General features: G+C 72.7%; 14 protein-coding genes. 6 read left to right on the top strand and 8 right to left on the bottom strand.

Translation table 11 applies throughout. The features are described 5' to 3' along the window. Positions 1–29 precede the first annotated feature (29 nt). From SVTN_RS07305 to SVTN_RS07290, 4 genes are all read right to left on the bottom strand, one after another. Positions 30–1,349: a M48 family metalloprotease gene (locus SVTN_RS07305; RefSeq protein ID WP_041128321.1), complete on the bottom strand. Its 1,320-nt coding sequence runs from the start codon at positions 1,347–1,349 to the stop codon at positions 30–32. Positions 1,350–1,510: 161 nt separating this feature from the next. Continuing rightward, positions 1,511–2,965, bottom strand: a complete 1,455-nt coding sequence (gene argG, locus SVTN_RS07300) for an argininosuccinate synthase (RefSeq protein ID WP_041128320.1) — start codon at positions 2,963–2,965, stop codon at positions 1,511–1,513. 132 nt (positions 2,966–3,097) lie between these two features. Then, the gene (locus SVTN_RS07295; RefSeq protein ID WP_052499012.1) at positions 3,098–3,670 is read right to left on the bottom strand and encodes a hypothetical protein; all 573 of its coding nucleotides are present in this window, start codon (positions 3,668–3,670) and stop codon (positions 3,098–3,100) included. A gap of 381 nt (positions 3,671–4,051) precedes the next feature. Continuing rightward, positions 4,052–4,651 (bottom strand): hypothetical protein, encoded by a 600-nt coding sequence (locus SVTN_RS07290; protein ID WP_041128319.1) that lies wholly within the window; start codon positions 4,649–4,651, stop codon positions 4,052–4,054. Positions 4,652–4,818: 167 nt separating this feature from the next. On the opposite strand from SVTN_RS07290, the gene argC reads away from it, so the two are divergent. Genes argC through SVTN_RS07265 form a run of 5 tightly spaced genes read left to right on the top strand, consistent with a single transcriptional unit; the run spans position 4,819 to position 9,694 of the window. Further along, entirely contained in the window at positions 4,819–5,847 is a 1,029-nt protein-coding gene (gene argC / locus SVTN_RS07285) for an N-acetyl-gamma-glutamyl-phosphate reductase (RefSeq protein ID WP_041128318.1), read from the top strand. Beyond that, positions 5,844–6,995 (top strand): bifunctional glutamate N-acetyltransferase/amino-acid acetyltransferase ArgJ, encoded by a 1,152-nt coding sequence (argJ, locus tag SVTN_RS07280; protein ID WP_041128317.1) that lies wholly within the window; start codon positions 5,844–5,846, stop codon positions 6,993–6,995. The genes argC and argJ overlap by 4 nt, the downstream gene beginning before the upstream one ends. Continuing rightward, the gene (argB, locus tag SVTN_RS07275) at positions 6,992–7,960 is read left to right on the top strand and encodes an acetylglutamate kinase (RefSeq protein WP_052499011.1); all 969 of its coding nucleotides are present in this window, start codon (positions 6,992–6,994) and stop codon (positions 7,958–7,960) included. The genes argJ and argB overlap by 4 nt, the downstream gene beginning before the upstream one ends. Further along, complete coding sequence (locus SVTN_RS07270) at positions 7,957–9,156, top strand: acetylornithine transaminase (RefSeq protein WP_041128316.1); 1,200 nt, start codon at positions 7,957–7,959, stop codon at positions 9,154–9,156. Before argB ends, SVTN_RS07270 begins: the two co-directional genes overlap by 4 nt. Positions 9,157–9,163: 7 nt before the next feature. Next, positions 9,164–9,694, top strand: coding sequence for an arginine repressor (locus SVTN_RS07265; protein WP_030214728.1), 531 nt, complete (start codon positions 9,164–9,166; stop codon positions 9,692–9,694). Positions 9,695–9,703: 9 nt separating this feature from the next. Here the strand turns inward: SVTN_RS07265 and SVTN_RS07260 are convergent, their stop codons facing one another. The 3 genes from SVTN_RS07260 to SVTN_RS07250 are packed head-to-tail and all read right to left on the bottom strand — an operon-like array spanning position 9,704 to position 12,450. Then, the gene (locus tag SVTN_RS07260; protein ID WP_041128315.1) at positions 9,704–10,393 is read right to left on the bottom strand and encodes a L,D-transpeptidase family protein; all 690 of its coding nucleotides are present in this window, start codon (positions 10,391–10,393) and stop codon (positions 9,704–9,706) included. 58 nt (positions 10,394–10,451) lie between these two features. Further along, complete coding sequence (locus tag SVTN_RS07255; protein ID WP_041128314.1) at positions 10,452–11,051, bottom strand: pyridoxamine 5'-phosphate oxidase family protein; 600 nt, start codon at positions 11,049–11,051, stop codon at positions 10,452–10,454. Positions 11,052–11,109: 58 nt separating this feature from the next. Next, positions 11,110–12,450, bottom strand: a complete 1,341-nt coding sequence (locus SVTN_RS07250) for a hypothetical protein (protein ID WP_041128313.1) — start codon at positions 12,448–12,450, stop codon at positions 11,110–11,112. Positions 12,451–12,598: 148 nt separating this feature from the next. Here SVTN_RS07250 and argH point away from each other — a divergent pair, with 148 nt between their 5' ends. Continuing rightward, positions 12,599–14,029, top strand: coding sequence for an argininosuccinate lyase (gene argH / locus SVTN_RS07245; protein ID WP_041128312.1), 1,431 nt, complete (start codon positions 12,599–12,601; stop codon positions 14,027–14,029). Positions 14,030–14,040: 11 nt separating this feature from the next. On the opposite strand, the gene SVTN_RS07240 is transcribed toward argH, so the two are convergent. Next, a complete protein-coding gene (locus tag SVTN_RS07240; protein WP_041128311.1) occupies positions 14,041–14,550 on the bottom strand; it encodes an HAD domain-containing protein in 510 nt (169 codons plus the stop codon). Positions 14,551–14,619 lie beyond the last annotated feature (69 nt).

The raw sequence follows: 14,619 nt of genomic DNA, 5'->3' as shown, positions 1-14,619 counted from the left end.
GACAGCGACCGCCCCGGAAGCGCCCGGAATCAGCCCCGTACGAGCTCCCGCGCCACACTCCGCTTCGCCTCGGCCAGCTCTGCGTCGACCTCCGCCGCCCTCGCCGCGTCCAGGACGATCAGGGCGCCGCCCGGGACGCCCCGGGTCAGCCGCCGGTGCCGCAGATGGGTGGGCGGGTGCGTCGAGTCCACCTGGTGACCGCGCCGCTCCGCGACCCGGCGCAGCCGCTCGTACTCACGCTCCGGAACCGACGCGGCGTGCGCGGCCAGACGCTCCCACAGGCCCTCGGACGGATCCTCGCGGCGGTCCGTGCCACCGATCCGGGTCCGTGCCGCCACGGACTCGCGGCGAAGCTCGCCGACGACGCTCCTGCCGATGAGGAGCCGGTCCATCAGCCCGGCCGCCGCCTCCGTGCCCCCGGCGCGCGCGGCGGTCGAGTCGGCGAGGTACTCGGCGCGCTGCGACTGGCGCAGGGTCAGGTGCTCCAGGAAGGCGAGGACGCCGTCGACGAGCAGCCGGGGCAGGGCGGTCGCCAGGTTCACGAGGTCGTCGGCCAGGCCCTGGGCGGGCACCGGGGCCAGCGTGTAGCGCCAGGTGCCGAGCGACTGGAACGCGCCGCCGACGAGCAGGGAGCGGCGGGTGTCCCCGTGGGCGTAGTGCCCGAACTCGTGGCCCAGGAGCGCGATCCGCTCCTGCGGGGACAGGACCTCCCAGAGGCCGAGGCCGATGTGGAGCACGCGCTGCTGCCGGATGCCGTACGTGGTGACCGACGCGTTCACGTCGGCGTCGACCACCACGGTCCGTACGCCCGTGGTGCCGACGGTTCCGGCGACCTCGTCGAGCAGGGCGAAGAGCCGGGGCGCGCCCGTCCGGCGCAAGAGCACCCGGTGGCTCTCGTCCTTCGGGAGGCGGCCGAACCGGGGCCGGAGCACGACGGCGAGACCGAGCAGGAGGGCCCCGACCAGGGGCAGGGCGCCCCTGCCCGCGACGACCAGCCAGAGGCCGCCGGCGAGCAGGGCCAGGGTCACGCCGTGGATCGTCACCGCGAGGGCCGTGGCGAGCACGCCGGCCGTCCCGGGCCGGGCCTCCGAGCGGTCCGCAGCCGTGCCGGGCGCGGCTCCGTCGTCCGGCTCCGAGAGCTCGGCGAGGAGCTGCTCTCCGTACTGCTGTGCGAGGCGCTGCCGAAGGCGCTCGATCCGCCCCGGAGCCTCCTCGTCCCGCACCTCGGGGTCCACGTTCCAGTCGCATGCGGCGCACCAGGTGACGTACTGTCCGCCCTCGGCCACGGGCTCCCCGCACTCGGGGCAGTCTCTTTCCGCCGTCCGGACCGCGTCCGCCGTCTCCGTCATTCCGCACTCCCACCCCGGCCTGCCCTGTGCGGCAGGCCCCATTCTGTTTCGCGCAGACACTAGCGGCCCCCGGGCGCCCCGTGACAAGTGCCTTGACCAGCGGAAAGGCCGGTCCGACACAAAGGTGTCGAACCGGCCTTCCGGAAGGGTGGTGCCGTACGTCAGTCCGTGCCGAACTCCATCGCGGCCCGGTCCAGCATCTCCTCGTCCTCGGAGACCTCGCCGCGGGAGGCGATGGCCTCGGCGCCGCCCTCGGGCATCTGCGGCATGGTGCCGATGAGCCCGGTCGCGGCCGCCTGGGCGGCACCGATGGCGGGGCTGCCGGTGCCGATCAGGCCCAGGCCGGCGTACTGCTCCAGCTTGGCCCGGGAGTCGGCGATGTCGAGGTTGCGCATGGTGAGCTGGCCGATCCGGTCCACCGGGCCGAAGGCCGAGTCCTCGGTGCGCTCCATGGACAGCTTGTCCGGGTGGTAGCTGAACGCCGGGCCCGTGGTGTCGAGGATCGAGTAGTCCTCGCCGCGCCGCAGCCGCAGCGTGACCTCGCCGGTGACGGCCGCGCCGACCCAGCGCTGGAGCGACTCGCGGACCATGAGGGCCTGCGGGTCCAGCCACCGGCCCTCGTACATGAGCCGGCCGAGACGGCGGCCCTCGTTGTGGTACTGGGCGAGGGTGTCCTCGTTGTGGATCGCGTTGACCAGGCGCTCGTACGCGGCGTGCAGCAGCGCCATGCCCGGGGCCTCGTAGATGCCGCGGCTCTTGGCCTCGATGATCCGGTTCTCGATCTGGTCGGACATGCCCATGCCGTGGCGGCCGCCGATGGCGTTGGCCTCCATGACCAGGTCGACGGCGGAGTGGAACTCCTTGCCGTTGATCGTCACCGGGCGGCCCTGCTCGAAGCCGATCGTGACGTCCTCGGTGGCGATCTCGACCGACGGGTCCCAGAACTTCACGCCCATGATCGGGTCGACGGTCTCGACGCCCGTGTCCAGGTGCTCCAGGGTCTTGGCCTCGTGGGTGGCGCCCCAGATGTTGGCGTCGGTGGAGTACGCCTTCTCGGTGCTGTCCCGGTAGGGGAGGTCGTGGGCGAGCAGCCACTCCGACATCTCCTTGCGGCCGCCGAGCTCGGTCACGAAGTCCGCGTCCAGCCAGGGCTTGTAGATCCGCAGGTGCGGGTTGGCGAGCAGGCCGTAGCGGTAGAACCGCTCGATGTCGTTGCCCTTGAAGGTCGAGCCGTCGCCCCAGATCTGGACGTCGTCCTCGAGCATCGCCCGGACCAGCAGGGTGCCGGTGACGGCGCGGCCGAGCGGGGTGGTGTTGAAGTAGGCGCGGCCGCCCGAGCGGATGTGGAACGCGCCGCAGGTGAGCGCGGCAAGTCCTTCCTCGACCAGCGCCGCGCGGCAGTCGACCAGGCGCGCGATCTCGGCACCGTAGGTCTTCGCGCGGCCGGGCACCGAGGCGATGTCGGGCTCGTCGTACTGGCCGATGTCGGCGGTGTAGGTGCACGGGATGGCGCCCTTGTCGCGCATCCATGCGACGGCGACGGACGTGTCGAGGCCGCCGGAGAAGGCGATGCCGACGCGCTCGCCGGCGGGCAGGGAGGTGAGGACCTTGGACATGGGAAGAGTATGCATCATCTCGCATGGTCATGCAAAGGGTGGGTTCCCGGCGAAGGCTCGCGGCGGCTCGCGGCGGCTCGCAGGCCCACCCGGACGCCCGGCGGCTCCGCACCTCCGGCGGCTCAGCGGCCCTCAGAGGCCGGGAACACCCGCCCTGTCCAGCAGCGCCCGCATCTCCGTGACCGGCAGCTCGGGGTTGCAGGCCGCAGCCGCGCCCACATGCGGATCCTCCAACAGTTCCACCAGCCGGGCCACCGGAAGCCGCCGATCGAGAGCGGCCGCCTCCCGCACCCTCGCCGCCGGGTCCCGGCTCAGCCGCTCGACCAGCGCGGGCGTCGCGCCCGGATCGCGCAGGGCCAGCACCCGGGCCCCCGGCTCCGGCGCGTCCGCGAACCGCGCCGCGAGACCCGCCGCCGGGAACTGCGGCCGGGAGACCAGGGAGGCGACGGCCCGGTGGGTGCCGTTCAGATACAGGTCGAGCAGCAGCTCCGGCGGCGCCAGCGGGTGACGCTCGGCGAGCGGCAGCCGTACGCCGAAGTCCGCGTCGCCCGCCAACAGCTCCACGCAGTCCTCGGGCAGCCCCGGGTACACCGCGGCGCTGCGCCGCAGCCAGGTGTGCGCCGACCTCGCGCACCGCCGCAGGACGTCCGGATCCTCGCGCGCGTCCCACACCCGCCACCGGGTGTCGACCCGGTCCTCACCCACCGCAGGGTGTCGAGCCGGTCCTCGGGGCCGACGGCGACCGCCAGGGCGTCCGACGCCGGGTCGTCCAGAAGGTGGGCGCGCGGCTCGGGGGCGGCCGCCGCGCTCTCCGCGAGCAGCTTCCGCACCCGGCGTTCGGGGTGGTGGAGCATGGCCTCGGCCACGCTGTCGGGCAGAGAGGCGCGCCAGGACAGCCGCCGCGCGATCCAGTCGTCGCCGTCGTACAGTGCGAGGAGTCGCAGCAGTGCGTCGGCCGGGGCCGCCGGATTGCTCGCGAGCCCGTCCACCGCGTGGTGTGCCGCCATGAGTTCCCCCGTTCGCCGCTCCCCGCACGTGCCGCAGGGGCGTACGTCTGTACGGAGTGGTCTGGTCGTACGGAGTGGTCTAGTACGGCCCGCCCCGGAACAGCACGCTGCCGTGGTGGCGCGGCCGGTCGCCCCGTTCGTGGGCCGCGTCCGAGCGATCGGCGGGGGCCGAGAGCCCGGCGAGGGTCCGGAGGGTCGCCAGGCCGGCCAGGACCTCGTCGCGGCGGTCCGCGGACTTCATCCAGACCGGCAGTCGGGCGAACATCGCCATCGTCGGGGAAGCGTGGCGCACGCGCAGCCGGGCGCCCACGTACGCGGCGAGCGCGTCGACGTGCTCCTCGTCGTAGGCCCACAGGATCCGTCCCGCGCAGCGGGTCTGGAGCCAGAGCGGCCGCCGGAAGAAGGGGTCCTCGGTTCCGCCGGGCACCACGCCGACCAGGCCTGCGCCCCGCTGCTCGGCGGTCCATTCGGCGACCGCGCCGCAGCCGCCGCAGGTGAGGCGGCGGGGCTCGAAGAGCAGATGCCGGTGTCTCGACTCCGGGAGGCCGGGCCGGGGGGTGACGAGCGCGCGACCGCCGCACCTCGGGCAGACGACGAGTATCTGCCCGGTGAAGGCGGCGAGCCAGGTGCCGCGGTCGTGGTGACGGACCGGTCCGGGGCGTGTGGGCTCGGCACTCATGGGGGACACCTTGTCAGTCCGTGCCGCAGCGGGCGACCGGATATGCGGGGCTCAGGGTCCGGAACCCGCTGGACTCGGTCCGGAACCCGCCGGACTCGCCCCTTCGATGATCGTTGCATAAAAGTTCGGCGACACGTATAGTCATGCCATCCATGAGGAGGGTTTCGATGACGGTACGAGTAGCAGTGGCGGGTGCGAGCGGATACGCGGGCGGAGAGCTCCTGCGTCTCCTCGTCGCCCACCCCCACGTGGAGATCGGGACACTGACCGGCCACTCCAACGCCGGCCAGCGACTCGGGGCCCTCCAGCCCCACCTGCTCCCGCTCGCCGACCGCGTCCTCGCGCCCACCACCGCCGAGGAGCTCGCCGGACACGACGTGGTCTTCCTCGCGCTGCCGCACGGCCAGTCCGCCGCCGTCGCCGAGCAGCTCGGGCCCGACGTCCTCGTCGTCGACATGGGCGCCGACTTCCGCCTCAAGGACCCGACCGACTGGGAGACGTACTACGGCTCCCCGCACGCCGGGACCTGGCCCTACGGCCTCCCCGAACTGCCGGGTGCCCGCGCCGCGCTCGAGGGGTCCAAGCGCGTCGCGGTCCCCGGCTGCTACCCGACCGCCGTCTCGCTCGCGCTCTTCCCGGCGTACGCGGAGGGGCTCGCCGAGCCCGAGGCCGTGATCGTCGCCGCCTCCGGCACCTCCGGCGCCGGCAAGGCCGCCAAGCCGCACCTCCTCGGCAGCGAGGTCATGGGCAACATGTCCCCCTACGGCGTCGGCGGCGGCCACCGCCACACGCCCGAGATGATCCAGAACCTCAGCGGACCGGCGGGGGAGCGGGTCACCGTCTCCTTCACGCCCACCCTGGCGCCGATGCCCCGCGGCATCCTCGCCACCTGCACGGCCACCGCGAAGCCCGGCGTCACCGCCGAGACCGTGCGGGCCGCGTACGAGAAGGCCTACGCGGACGAGCCCTTCGTCCACCTGCTCCCCGAGGGGCAGTGGCCGGCCACTGCGTCCGTCTACGGTTCCAACGCCGTTCAGGTGCAGGTCGCGTACGACGCCAACGCGAACCGGATCATCGCCATCAGCGCCATCGACAACCTCACCAAGGGCACCGCCGGCGGCGCGGTACAGAGCATGAACATCGCCCTCGGTCTCCCCGAGACCACCGGACTTTCCACGATTGGAGTCGCTCCGTGAGCGTCACCGCAGCGCAGGGATTCACGGCGGCGGGCATCGCCGCCGGGATCAAGTCGAACGGCAACCCGGACCTGGCCCTCGTGGTCAACACCGGGCCCCGCCGCGCCGCCGCGGGAGTCTTCACCTCCAACCGCGTCAAGGCCGCGCCGGTCCTCTGGTCCCAGCAGGTCCTCGCCGACGGCGAGCTGACCGCCGTCGTCCTCAACTCCGGCGGCGCCAACGCCTGCACCGGCCCGCAGGGCTTCCAGGACACCCACGCCACCGCCGAGAAGGTCGCCGAGGTCCTGAACATCGGCGCCGGCGAGGTCGCCGTCGCCTCCACCGGCCTCATCGGCGTCCTGCTCCCCATGGACAAGCTGCTCCCCGGCGTCGAGACGGCCGCCGCCGAACTCTCCGAGCACGGCGGCGAGAAGGCCGCCATCGCCATCAAGACCACCGACACCGTCCACAAGACCGCCGTGGTCACCAAGGACGGCTGGACGGTCGGCGGCATGGCCAAGGGCGCGGGCATGCTCGCCCCCGGCCTCGCCACCATGCTCGTCGTCCTCACCACTGACGCCGACGTCGACGCCAAGGGCCTCGACGCCGCCCTGCGGACCGCCACCCGGCTCACCTTCGACCGGGTCGACTCCGACGGCTGCATGTCCACCAACGACACCGTCCTCCTCCTCGCCTCCGGCGCCTCCGGCGTCACCCCCGCGCAGGACGAGTTCGCCGAGGCCGTCCGGACCGTCTGCGACGACCTCGCCCGCCAGCTCATCGGCGACGCCGAGGGCGCCAGCAAGGACATCCGCATCGAGGTGGTCAACGCCGCGACCGAGGACGACGCCGTCGAGGTGGGCCGCTCCATCGCCCGCAACAACCTCCTCAAGTGCGCCATCCACGGCGAGGACCCCAACTGGGGCCGGGTGCTCTCCGCCATCGGCACCACCTCCGCCGCCTTCGAGCCCGACCGGCTGAACGTCGCCATCAACGGCGTCTGGGTCTGCAAGAACGGCTCCGTCGGCGAGGACCGCGACCTGGTCGACATGCGGTACCGGGAGGTCACCATCACCGCCGACCTCGCCGCCGGCACGGAGTCCGCCGTCATCTGGGCGAACGACCTCACCGCCGATTACGTCCACGAGAACAGCGCGTACTCGTCATGAGCAACACAGCGCGGAAACACACCGCCCTCCCGAAGGCCCAGATCTTGATCGAGGCCCTGCCCTGGCTCACCCGCCACCACGGCAAGACCGTCGTCATCAAGTTCGGCGGCAACGCCATGATCGACGACGACCTCAAGGCCGCCTTCGCCCAGGACGTCGTCTTCCTGCGCCACGCCGGCATCAAGCCGGTCGTGGTGCACGGCGGCGGCCCCCAGATCAACCGCGCCCTCGACCAGGCGGGCCTGGTCAGCGAGTTCAAGGCCGGCCTCCGGGTCACCACCCCCGAGGCCATGGACGTCGTACGGATGGTCCTCGCCGGCCAGGTCCAGCGGGAGCTCGTCGGGCTGCTCAACCAGCACGGCCCCTTCGCCGTCGGAATGACCGGCGAGGACGCCCACACCATCACCGCCACCAAGCACCAGCCGGTCATCGAGGGCGAGCGGGTCGACATCGGCCGCGTCGGCGAGATCACCGCCATAGAGACCGGAGCCATCGAGGCGCTCCTGGAGGACGGCCGGATCCCCGTCATCTCCTCCATCGCCCGCTCCCAGGACGACGGACATGTCTACAACGTCAATGCTGATACGGCGGCTGCGGCACTCGCTGCGGCGCTGGGTGCCGAGACCCTGATGGTCCTGACCGACGTCGAGGGCCTCTACGAGGACTGGCCGAACAGCGACGAGGTCATCAGCAGGCTCACCGCGAGCCAGCTGGAGAAGCTGCTGCCCGACCTCTCCAGCGGCATGGTCCCCAAGATGGAGGGCTGCCTGCACGCCGTACGGAACGGGGTCACCACGGCCCGCGTCATCGACGGCCGGGTCCAGCACTCGATCCTGCTGGAGATCTTCACCGACGAGGGCATCGGCACGATGGTCGTGCCGGACGCCCAGGGCGCTCAGAACGACGCCCGGGGAGCCGCTCAGAGCGACGCCCGGGGAGCTCAGAACGATCAGGGGGAGAAATGACCGGCAACACCGAGCTGACCCAGCGGTGGCAGGGCTCGCTCATGAACAACTACGGCACCCCCCGGCTGCCGCTCGTCCGCGGTGAGGGCGCCAAGGTCTGGGACGCCGACGGCAAGGAGTACCTGGACTTCGTCGGCGGCATCGCCGTCAACGCCCTCGGCCACGCCCACCCGGCGGTCGTCGAGGCCGTGTCGCAGCAGATCGCGTCCCTCGGCCACGTCTCCAACCTCTTCGTCGCCGAACCGCCCGTCGCGCTCGCCGAGCGGCTCCTGGGCCTCTTCGGCCGCCCCGGCAAGGTCTTCTTCTGCAACTCGGGCGCCGAGGCCAACGAAGCCGCGTTCAAGATCGGCCGGCTCACCGGCCGCTCCCACATGGTCGCCGCCGACGGCGGCTTCCACGGCCGGACCATGGGCTCCCTCGCCCTCACCGGCCAGCCCGGCAAGCAGACCCCCTTCCTGCCGCTCCCCGGCGACGTCACCCATGTCCCGTACGGGGACGTGGAGGCGCTGCGGGCCGCGGTCACCGAGGACACCGCCTTCGTCATCATCGAGCCCGTCCAGGGCGAGAACGGCGTCGTCGTCCCGCCCGCCGGCTACCTGAAGGCCGCCCGGGAGATCACCCGCGCCACCGGCACCCTCCTCGTCCTCGACGAGGTGCAGACCGGCATCGGCCGGTGCGGCCACTGGTTCGAGCACCAGGCCCACGAGGGCGTCGAACCGGACGTCGTGACCCTCGCCAAGGGCCTCGGCGGCGGCCTCCCGCTCGGCGCGACCGTCGCCTTCGGCGAGGCCGCGGAGCTCTTCGCCCCCGGCCACCACGGCACCACCTTCGGCGGCAACCCGGTCGCCTGTGCCGCCGGACTCGCCGTCCTGGACACCCTCGCCGCCGACGCGGCCCTCGACCACGTGAAGGCGGTCGGGGAGCGGCTGCGCCAGGGAATCGAGGGTCTGGGGCACCCGCTGGTCTCCCACGTCCGTGGTGCGGGCCTTCTGCTGGGTATCGTGCTCACCGGGCCCCTCGCACCCCAGGTGCAGCAGGCGGCCCAGGACGCCGGCCTCCTGGTGAACGCGCCCGCCCCCGATGTCGTACGGATCATGCCTCCGCTGGTCCTCACCGACGCCGATGCGGACGCCTTCCTCCGGGCGCTGCCCGGGGTCCTGGACGAGGCGAACGGGCAAGGACGAACCGGAGAATGAGACGACGATGACCGACGCGCAGGAGAACGAGCACGGCGGGCCGTCCGTTCCGCAGACCCGCACCGCACGCCACCGCAGGATCGTCGACATCCTCAACCGGCAGCCGGTGCGCTCGCAGAGCCAGCTCGCCAAGCTCCTCGCGGACGACGGACTGAGCGTCACCCAGGCGACGCTCAGCCGCGACCTCGACGAGCTCGGCGCGGTGAAGATCCGCAACACCGGCGGCGAGCTGATCTACGCGGTGCCCAGCGAGGGCGGCTTCCGCACCCCGCAGGCGCCGCTCGGCGAGTCCGCCAAGGAGGAGCGCATGCGGCGCCTCTCCGGCGAGCTGCTGATCTCCGCCGAGGCCTCCGCCAACCTGGTGGTGCTGCGGACCCCGCCGGGCGCCGCCCAGTTCCTCGCGTCGGCCATCGACCAGGCCGAACTCCACGCCATCCTCGGCACGATCGCGGGTGACGACACCCTGCTGCTCATCAGCCGCGACCCGGTGGGCGGCCAGGCACTCGCCGACCACCTGCTGAAACTGGCCCAGAAGTAGCCCCTGGGCTCAATACCGCGTGATCGCCGTCGGACCGCCCCGCGTTCCGACGGCGATGTGCGGTCGGCGCGCGGGATCCGCCCAGGCGAGGACCGAGCGCATCGCGTCGGCCGGCACGGAGACGCAACCGGCGGTCGCCCCGCGCCCGTTGACGTGCAGGAAGATCCCGGCCCCGCGCCCGCGTACCGGACGCTCGTAGTTGAAGCCGATGACGAGCGCGTACGCGTACTGCGTGGGGTACGAGACGAGGTGCTCGGCCTCGCCGGCCCGGCAGTCCCGGGGCAGCCCCTCGACCCAGCGGTTGTACGCGCGGGAGGCGTTGTCCTGGCACCACCAGGAACGTCCGGTGACCCGGGCGTACGGGAAGCGGGTCCCGGCCGGCCTGTCCCGCACCCCGAAGGCGTACGGCAGCCGGTAGAGCCCGGTGGGCGTGGTGTCCGTGCCCTGCCGGCGCGAGGACCCCTCGGCGAGCCCGTTCGCCCCGAACCGGGCGGGCGCGGAGCCCGCCACGACCCACCGCCCGCCGCGCCGGTCCCACCAGGTCAGCGTCCCCGTGGTGGCGCCCGTGTCCGAAGCCTCGGCCGTGATCAGCTGGGAGCCCCCGCCGGTGTCGGCCATCCGCTCGGGCAGCGGTACGGGCGCGGGGGCGGTCCCCAGGGAGGAGAGCAGCGCGGCGCCGAGGAGAAGCAGAGTACGCATGGCCGCGACGCTAGGGCCGTACGGTCGTCCCCGCCCGTCGTACAGGGCTGTACGGGGGCTATTCGGCGGGCAGCGGCGGCAGCGGGAGCGGCAGCGCGGGCAGCCCGTCGAGGCTGCTGCCGATGTGCTCCTTCCGCTCGCAGTACGCGTTGAACTCCTCGTCCGTCTGCCGGTTGAAGTACTCGGCGTGCAGCGACCGGTCCTCCCGGTACTCCATCACCGGTACGGCGAAGCCGCACGCGTCGCTGACCCGCCGCGCGTGCACGAGGACGATCGCCCGCGCACTGCCCTGCCCCTCGACGGCCTCGGCCGGGAACCGTGCGAACAGCTCGCCCCACCGCGGATCGTCCCGCAGCACGGCCTCGCCGGTCCCGTGCACCCGCACGACGGTCGGCGGCCCGGAGAACGCGGTCCACATCAGCGTGATCCGCCCGTTCCCCGGCTCCCGCAGATGCGCGATCGTCTCGGCGCCGCTGCCGCCGAAGTCGACGTAGGCGAGGGTCAGTTCGTCGAGCACGACGAGCGTGCCCTTGCGCCCCTTGGGGGAGAGGTTGACGTGCCCGTCGCCGGAGAGGGGAGCGGTAGCGGTGAAGAACACCGGCTGCTCCTCGATGAAGGCCCGAAGGCGCCCGTCGATGTGCTCATACGTTTTTCCCATGGCTTGATTCTCCCCTTCCTCGGCGTCCTCCACGGAGGCGTCTCGCCGATCGGGAACGTCAGCTCCCGAGCATCGCCCGGGAGTTGGCGCGCAGCTTCGGCTCGGCATCGTCGATCAGCGACCAGGCGATCTCCCGCAGCTCCGGGCAGCCGTGCGCCACCAGCAGCCGGAACGCCCCCACGCGCACGTGCCGGGGGTGTTCCGTACCGAGCCGTGCCCGCAGCTCCGGCACCGACAGCCGCTGAGCCCACGGTACGAGGGAGGTCACCGTCTCCCGTACGACCCCGGGCGCGGGGTCGTCGAGGAGCGGCGTCAGGCGCGCCACGTCCGTGACCTCCAGCACGCGCAGCCCGGCCACGGCGTGGGCGCGCACGCCGGGGTGCGGGTGGCTCGTGAGGTCCCACAGCAGGGCGGCGTCCTCGCGCGCGCCGCACTCGGCGAGCCCGAGGGGCGCGGCCGACGGCATCGACCCGCCCGCGCACAGGGCTCGGTAGAGCGGGGCGGCCTCGATGCCGTACTGCCGCAGCACGTACCGCGCACACGCCCGCACCAGGGCCGACCGGTCCGAGAGGTACGCCTCGGCCTCCGCGGGCCGCCCGGCCCGGCGCAGCGCCGTCACACCCGCCGCGCGCACCCGGGAGTACGGGGAGCGCAGCAGCGGGGCAAGCACCTCGTGCCCGGTCTCCGGGCCGACCCCGGCGACGGCGCCGTCCGCACAGATGTCCTGGATCACCACGTCCGGGTCGGTGGCGGCGGCCGTCGCGGACCGCTCGGGGGAGAGGTGCCGTCGCTCGACCGCGATCCGGTGCGCGAGGCGCCGGGTCGCCCGGTCCCGGCTGACGAGGACGGCTTCGAGGGTGGGGACCGGGCCCTCCCGGAGGGCGGCTTCGAGGACGGTCCGGGCGGCCTCCCCGCGCCGGCGCGCCGCCGTCCGCAGGACGACGGCGGCCAGCACGGCGATCGCGTCGGGTCCGACACCGGGAAGCGCGGCCCGCAGCAGGTCGCGGGCCGGCTCGCGTACGGGCTCCGCCCAGTCCGCGCAGCGGATCGCCACGAGGGGCAGCAGCGGCCGCAGGTCCGGCCCGGGAAGGCGGGCCGCGTGCCGGAGGGCCGCCTCGCGTATGCGGCCGTCGGGGTGGCAGAGCGCGACGGCGAGTTCGGGCCCGTCGGGTTCGCGGCGCTTGAGGTTCAGGGTGGGCAGCGGCGCGTCCCACGACCAGTGGAAGCGGCGGCCGGTCGCCCAGGCGTGGTCCGGCAGCGTTGACGGGCGGGCGCGGGCGAGCTCCCGTACGGCGAGATCGAGACCCGTCCAGGCGGCGGCGTCCGACGTGTCGATGGCCGAGGTGAGCGGGGTCCCCCCGGCCAGTCGGGTGGCTGCCGCGGTGTGGGTGTCGTCCATGGGCGGAGCGTAGGGACAGGGTGGAGGGGGGCGCCCCTGATTTTCACCGCCCACCGACCACGATTGACAAAACATACGGCCATCCGCATAGTTATGCCTATCAACGTCGACCTTGCGTCATCCGCCCACGTTCGATCGAGGAGCAGCAGTGAGCAGCAACAACGGTGACGTCCGGCTCTGGGGCGGACGGTTCGCCGACGGCCCCGCCGAGGCCCTGGCGAAGCTCTCCGCTTCGGTCCACTTCGACTGGCGGCTCGCGCCGTACGACATCGCCGGCTCCCGTGCCCACGCGCGCGTGCTGCACAAGGCCGGCCTGCTCACCGAGGACGAGCTGACCCGCATGCTCGCCGGGCTCGACCAGCTGGAGGCGGACGTCGCCGACGGCTCCTTCGTCGGCACCATCGCCGACGAGGACGTCCACACCGCCCTGGAGCGGGGCCTCCTGGAGCGCCTCGGCGCCGAGCTCGGCGGCAAGCTGCGCGCCGGCCGGTCCCGGAACGACCAGGTCGCCACCCTCTTCCGGATGTACCTGCGCGACCACGCGCGGATCATCGGCGGCCTGATCGCCGACCTCCAGGACGCCCTCGTCGGCCTCGCCGAGGCCCACCCGGACGTCGCCATGCCCGGTCGTACGCACCTCCAGCACGCCCAGCCGGTGCTCTTCGCCCACCACGTCCTCGCCCACGCCCAGTCCCTCTCCCGGGACGCCGAGCGGCTGCGGCAGTGGGACACCCGGACGGCGGTCTCCCCGTACGGCTCCGGCGCCCTCGCGGGCTCGTCCCTCGGGCTCGACCCGGAGGCGGTCGCGAAGGACCTCGGCTTCGAGCGGGGCTCGGTCGGCAACTCGATCGACGGCACGGCCTCGCGCGACTTCGTCGCCGAGTTCGCCTTCATCACGGCGATGATCGGCGTCAACCTCTCGCGGATCGCCGAGGAGATCATCATCTGGAACACGAAGGAGTTCTCCTTCGTGACCCTGCACGACGCCTTCTCGACCGGCTCGTCGATCATGCCGCAGAAGAAGAACCCCGACATCGCCGAGCTGGCCCGCGGCAAGTCCGGCCGCCTCATCGGCAACCTCTCCGGCCTGATGGCGACCCTGAAGGCCCTTCCGCTCGCCTACAACCGGGACCTCCAGGAGGACAAGGAGCCGGTCTTCGACTCCTGCGACCAGCTGGAGGTCCTGCTCCCGGCCTTCACCGGCATGATGGCCACCCTCACCGTCAACCGCGACCGCATGGAGGAACTGGCCCCGGCCGGCTTCTCCCTCGCCACCGACATCGCCGAGTGGCTGGTCAAGCAGGGCGTCCCGTTCCGGGTGGCGCACGAGGTCGCCGGCGAGTGCGTGAAGGTCGCCGAGGCGGAGGGCAAGGAGCTCGACGAGCTCACGGACGAGCAGTTCGTCAAGATCTCCGAGCACCTCACCCCCGAGGTCCGCACCGTCCTCAACGTCCCCGGCGCCCTCGCCTCCCGCAACGGCCGCGGCGGCACCGCCCCCTCGGCGGTCGCCACCCAGCTCATCGAGGTCAAGGCGGACCTGGTCATCCAGCACGCCTGGGCCGCCGCCAAGCAGAAGTAACCCTCAGCACGTCACAGCGCCGCCGCCCAGTCCGCGAGCGCGTCGAAGTCCGGCCGGAGCAGTCCGAGCCGGGGGTCGACGTGCAGCAACAGGGCGGCGGCGAGGTGGTTCTGCTCCACGTACTCGTGGTCGTACGCGGTGATGTCGTCGTCGATCCAGGCGAACGGCCGTCCCGCCGCGTACTCCAGGATGTACTGCGTCTTCCAGAAGGTCCCGCGAGGGGCCTTTCCGTGCATCTGGGGCCAATCGATGAACGGCAGTTCCGGCAGCCCGATCCGGGGCCCGATCCAGTCGTTCGCCTCGCCCTTCCACGTCGTCGCCCACACCAGCTCGTACGCCTCCGCCAGCGCGAGCAGCTCGCCCCCGTGGTCCGGATTGAGCCACACCCGCAGCGGCTTCGCCCCGGTCCAGGCCGTGGGGCTCATCCGATGGGTCTCGTACCCCTCCGGACGCCGCTCGCGCTGCGCCGCGTACGGATTCAGCGGTCCGTCGACATCGATCAGCAGCAGTGGCTTCGTCATGATCGCAGCATTCCGTCCCCGCCCACGATGAGGCGTTGAATTATCGAATGAGACGCTGATGTCTCAATC

This window comes from Streptomyces vietnamensis, assembly GCF_000830005.1.
GTDB classification, from domain to species: domain Bacteria; phylum Actinomycetota; class Actinomycetes; order Streptomycetales; family Streptomycetaceae; genus Streptomyces; species Streptomyces vietnamensis.
This window is presented reverse-complemented; position numbering and strand designations above follow the sequence as displayed.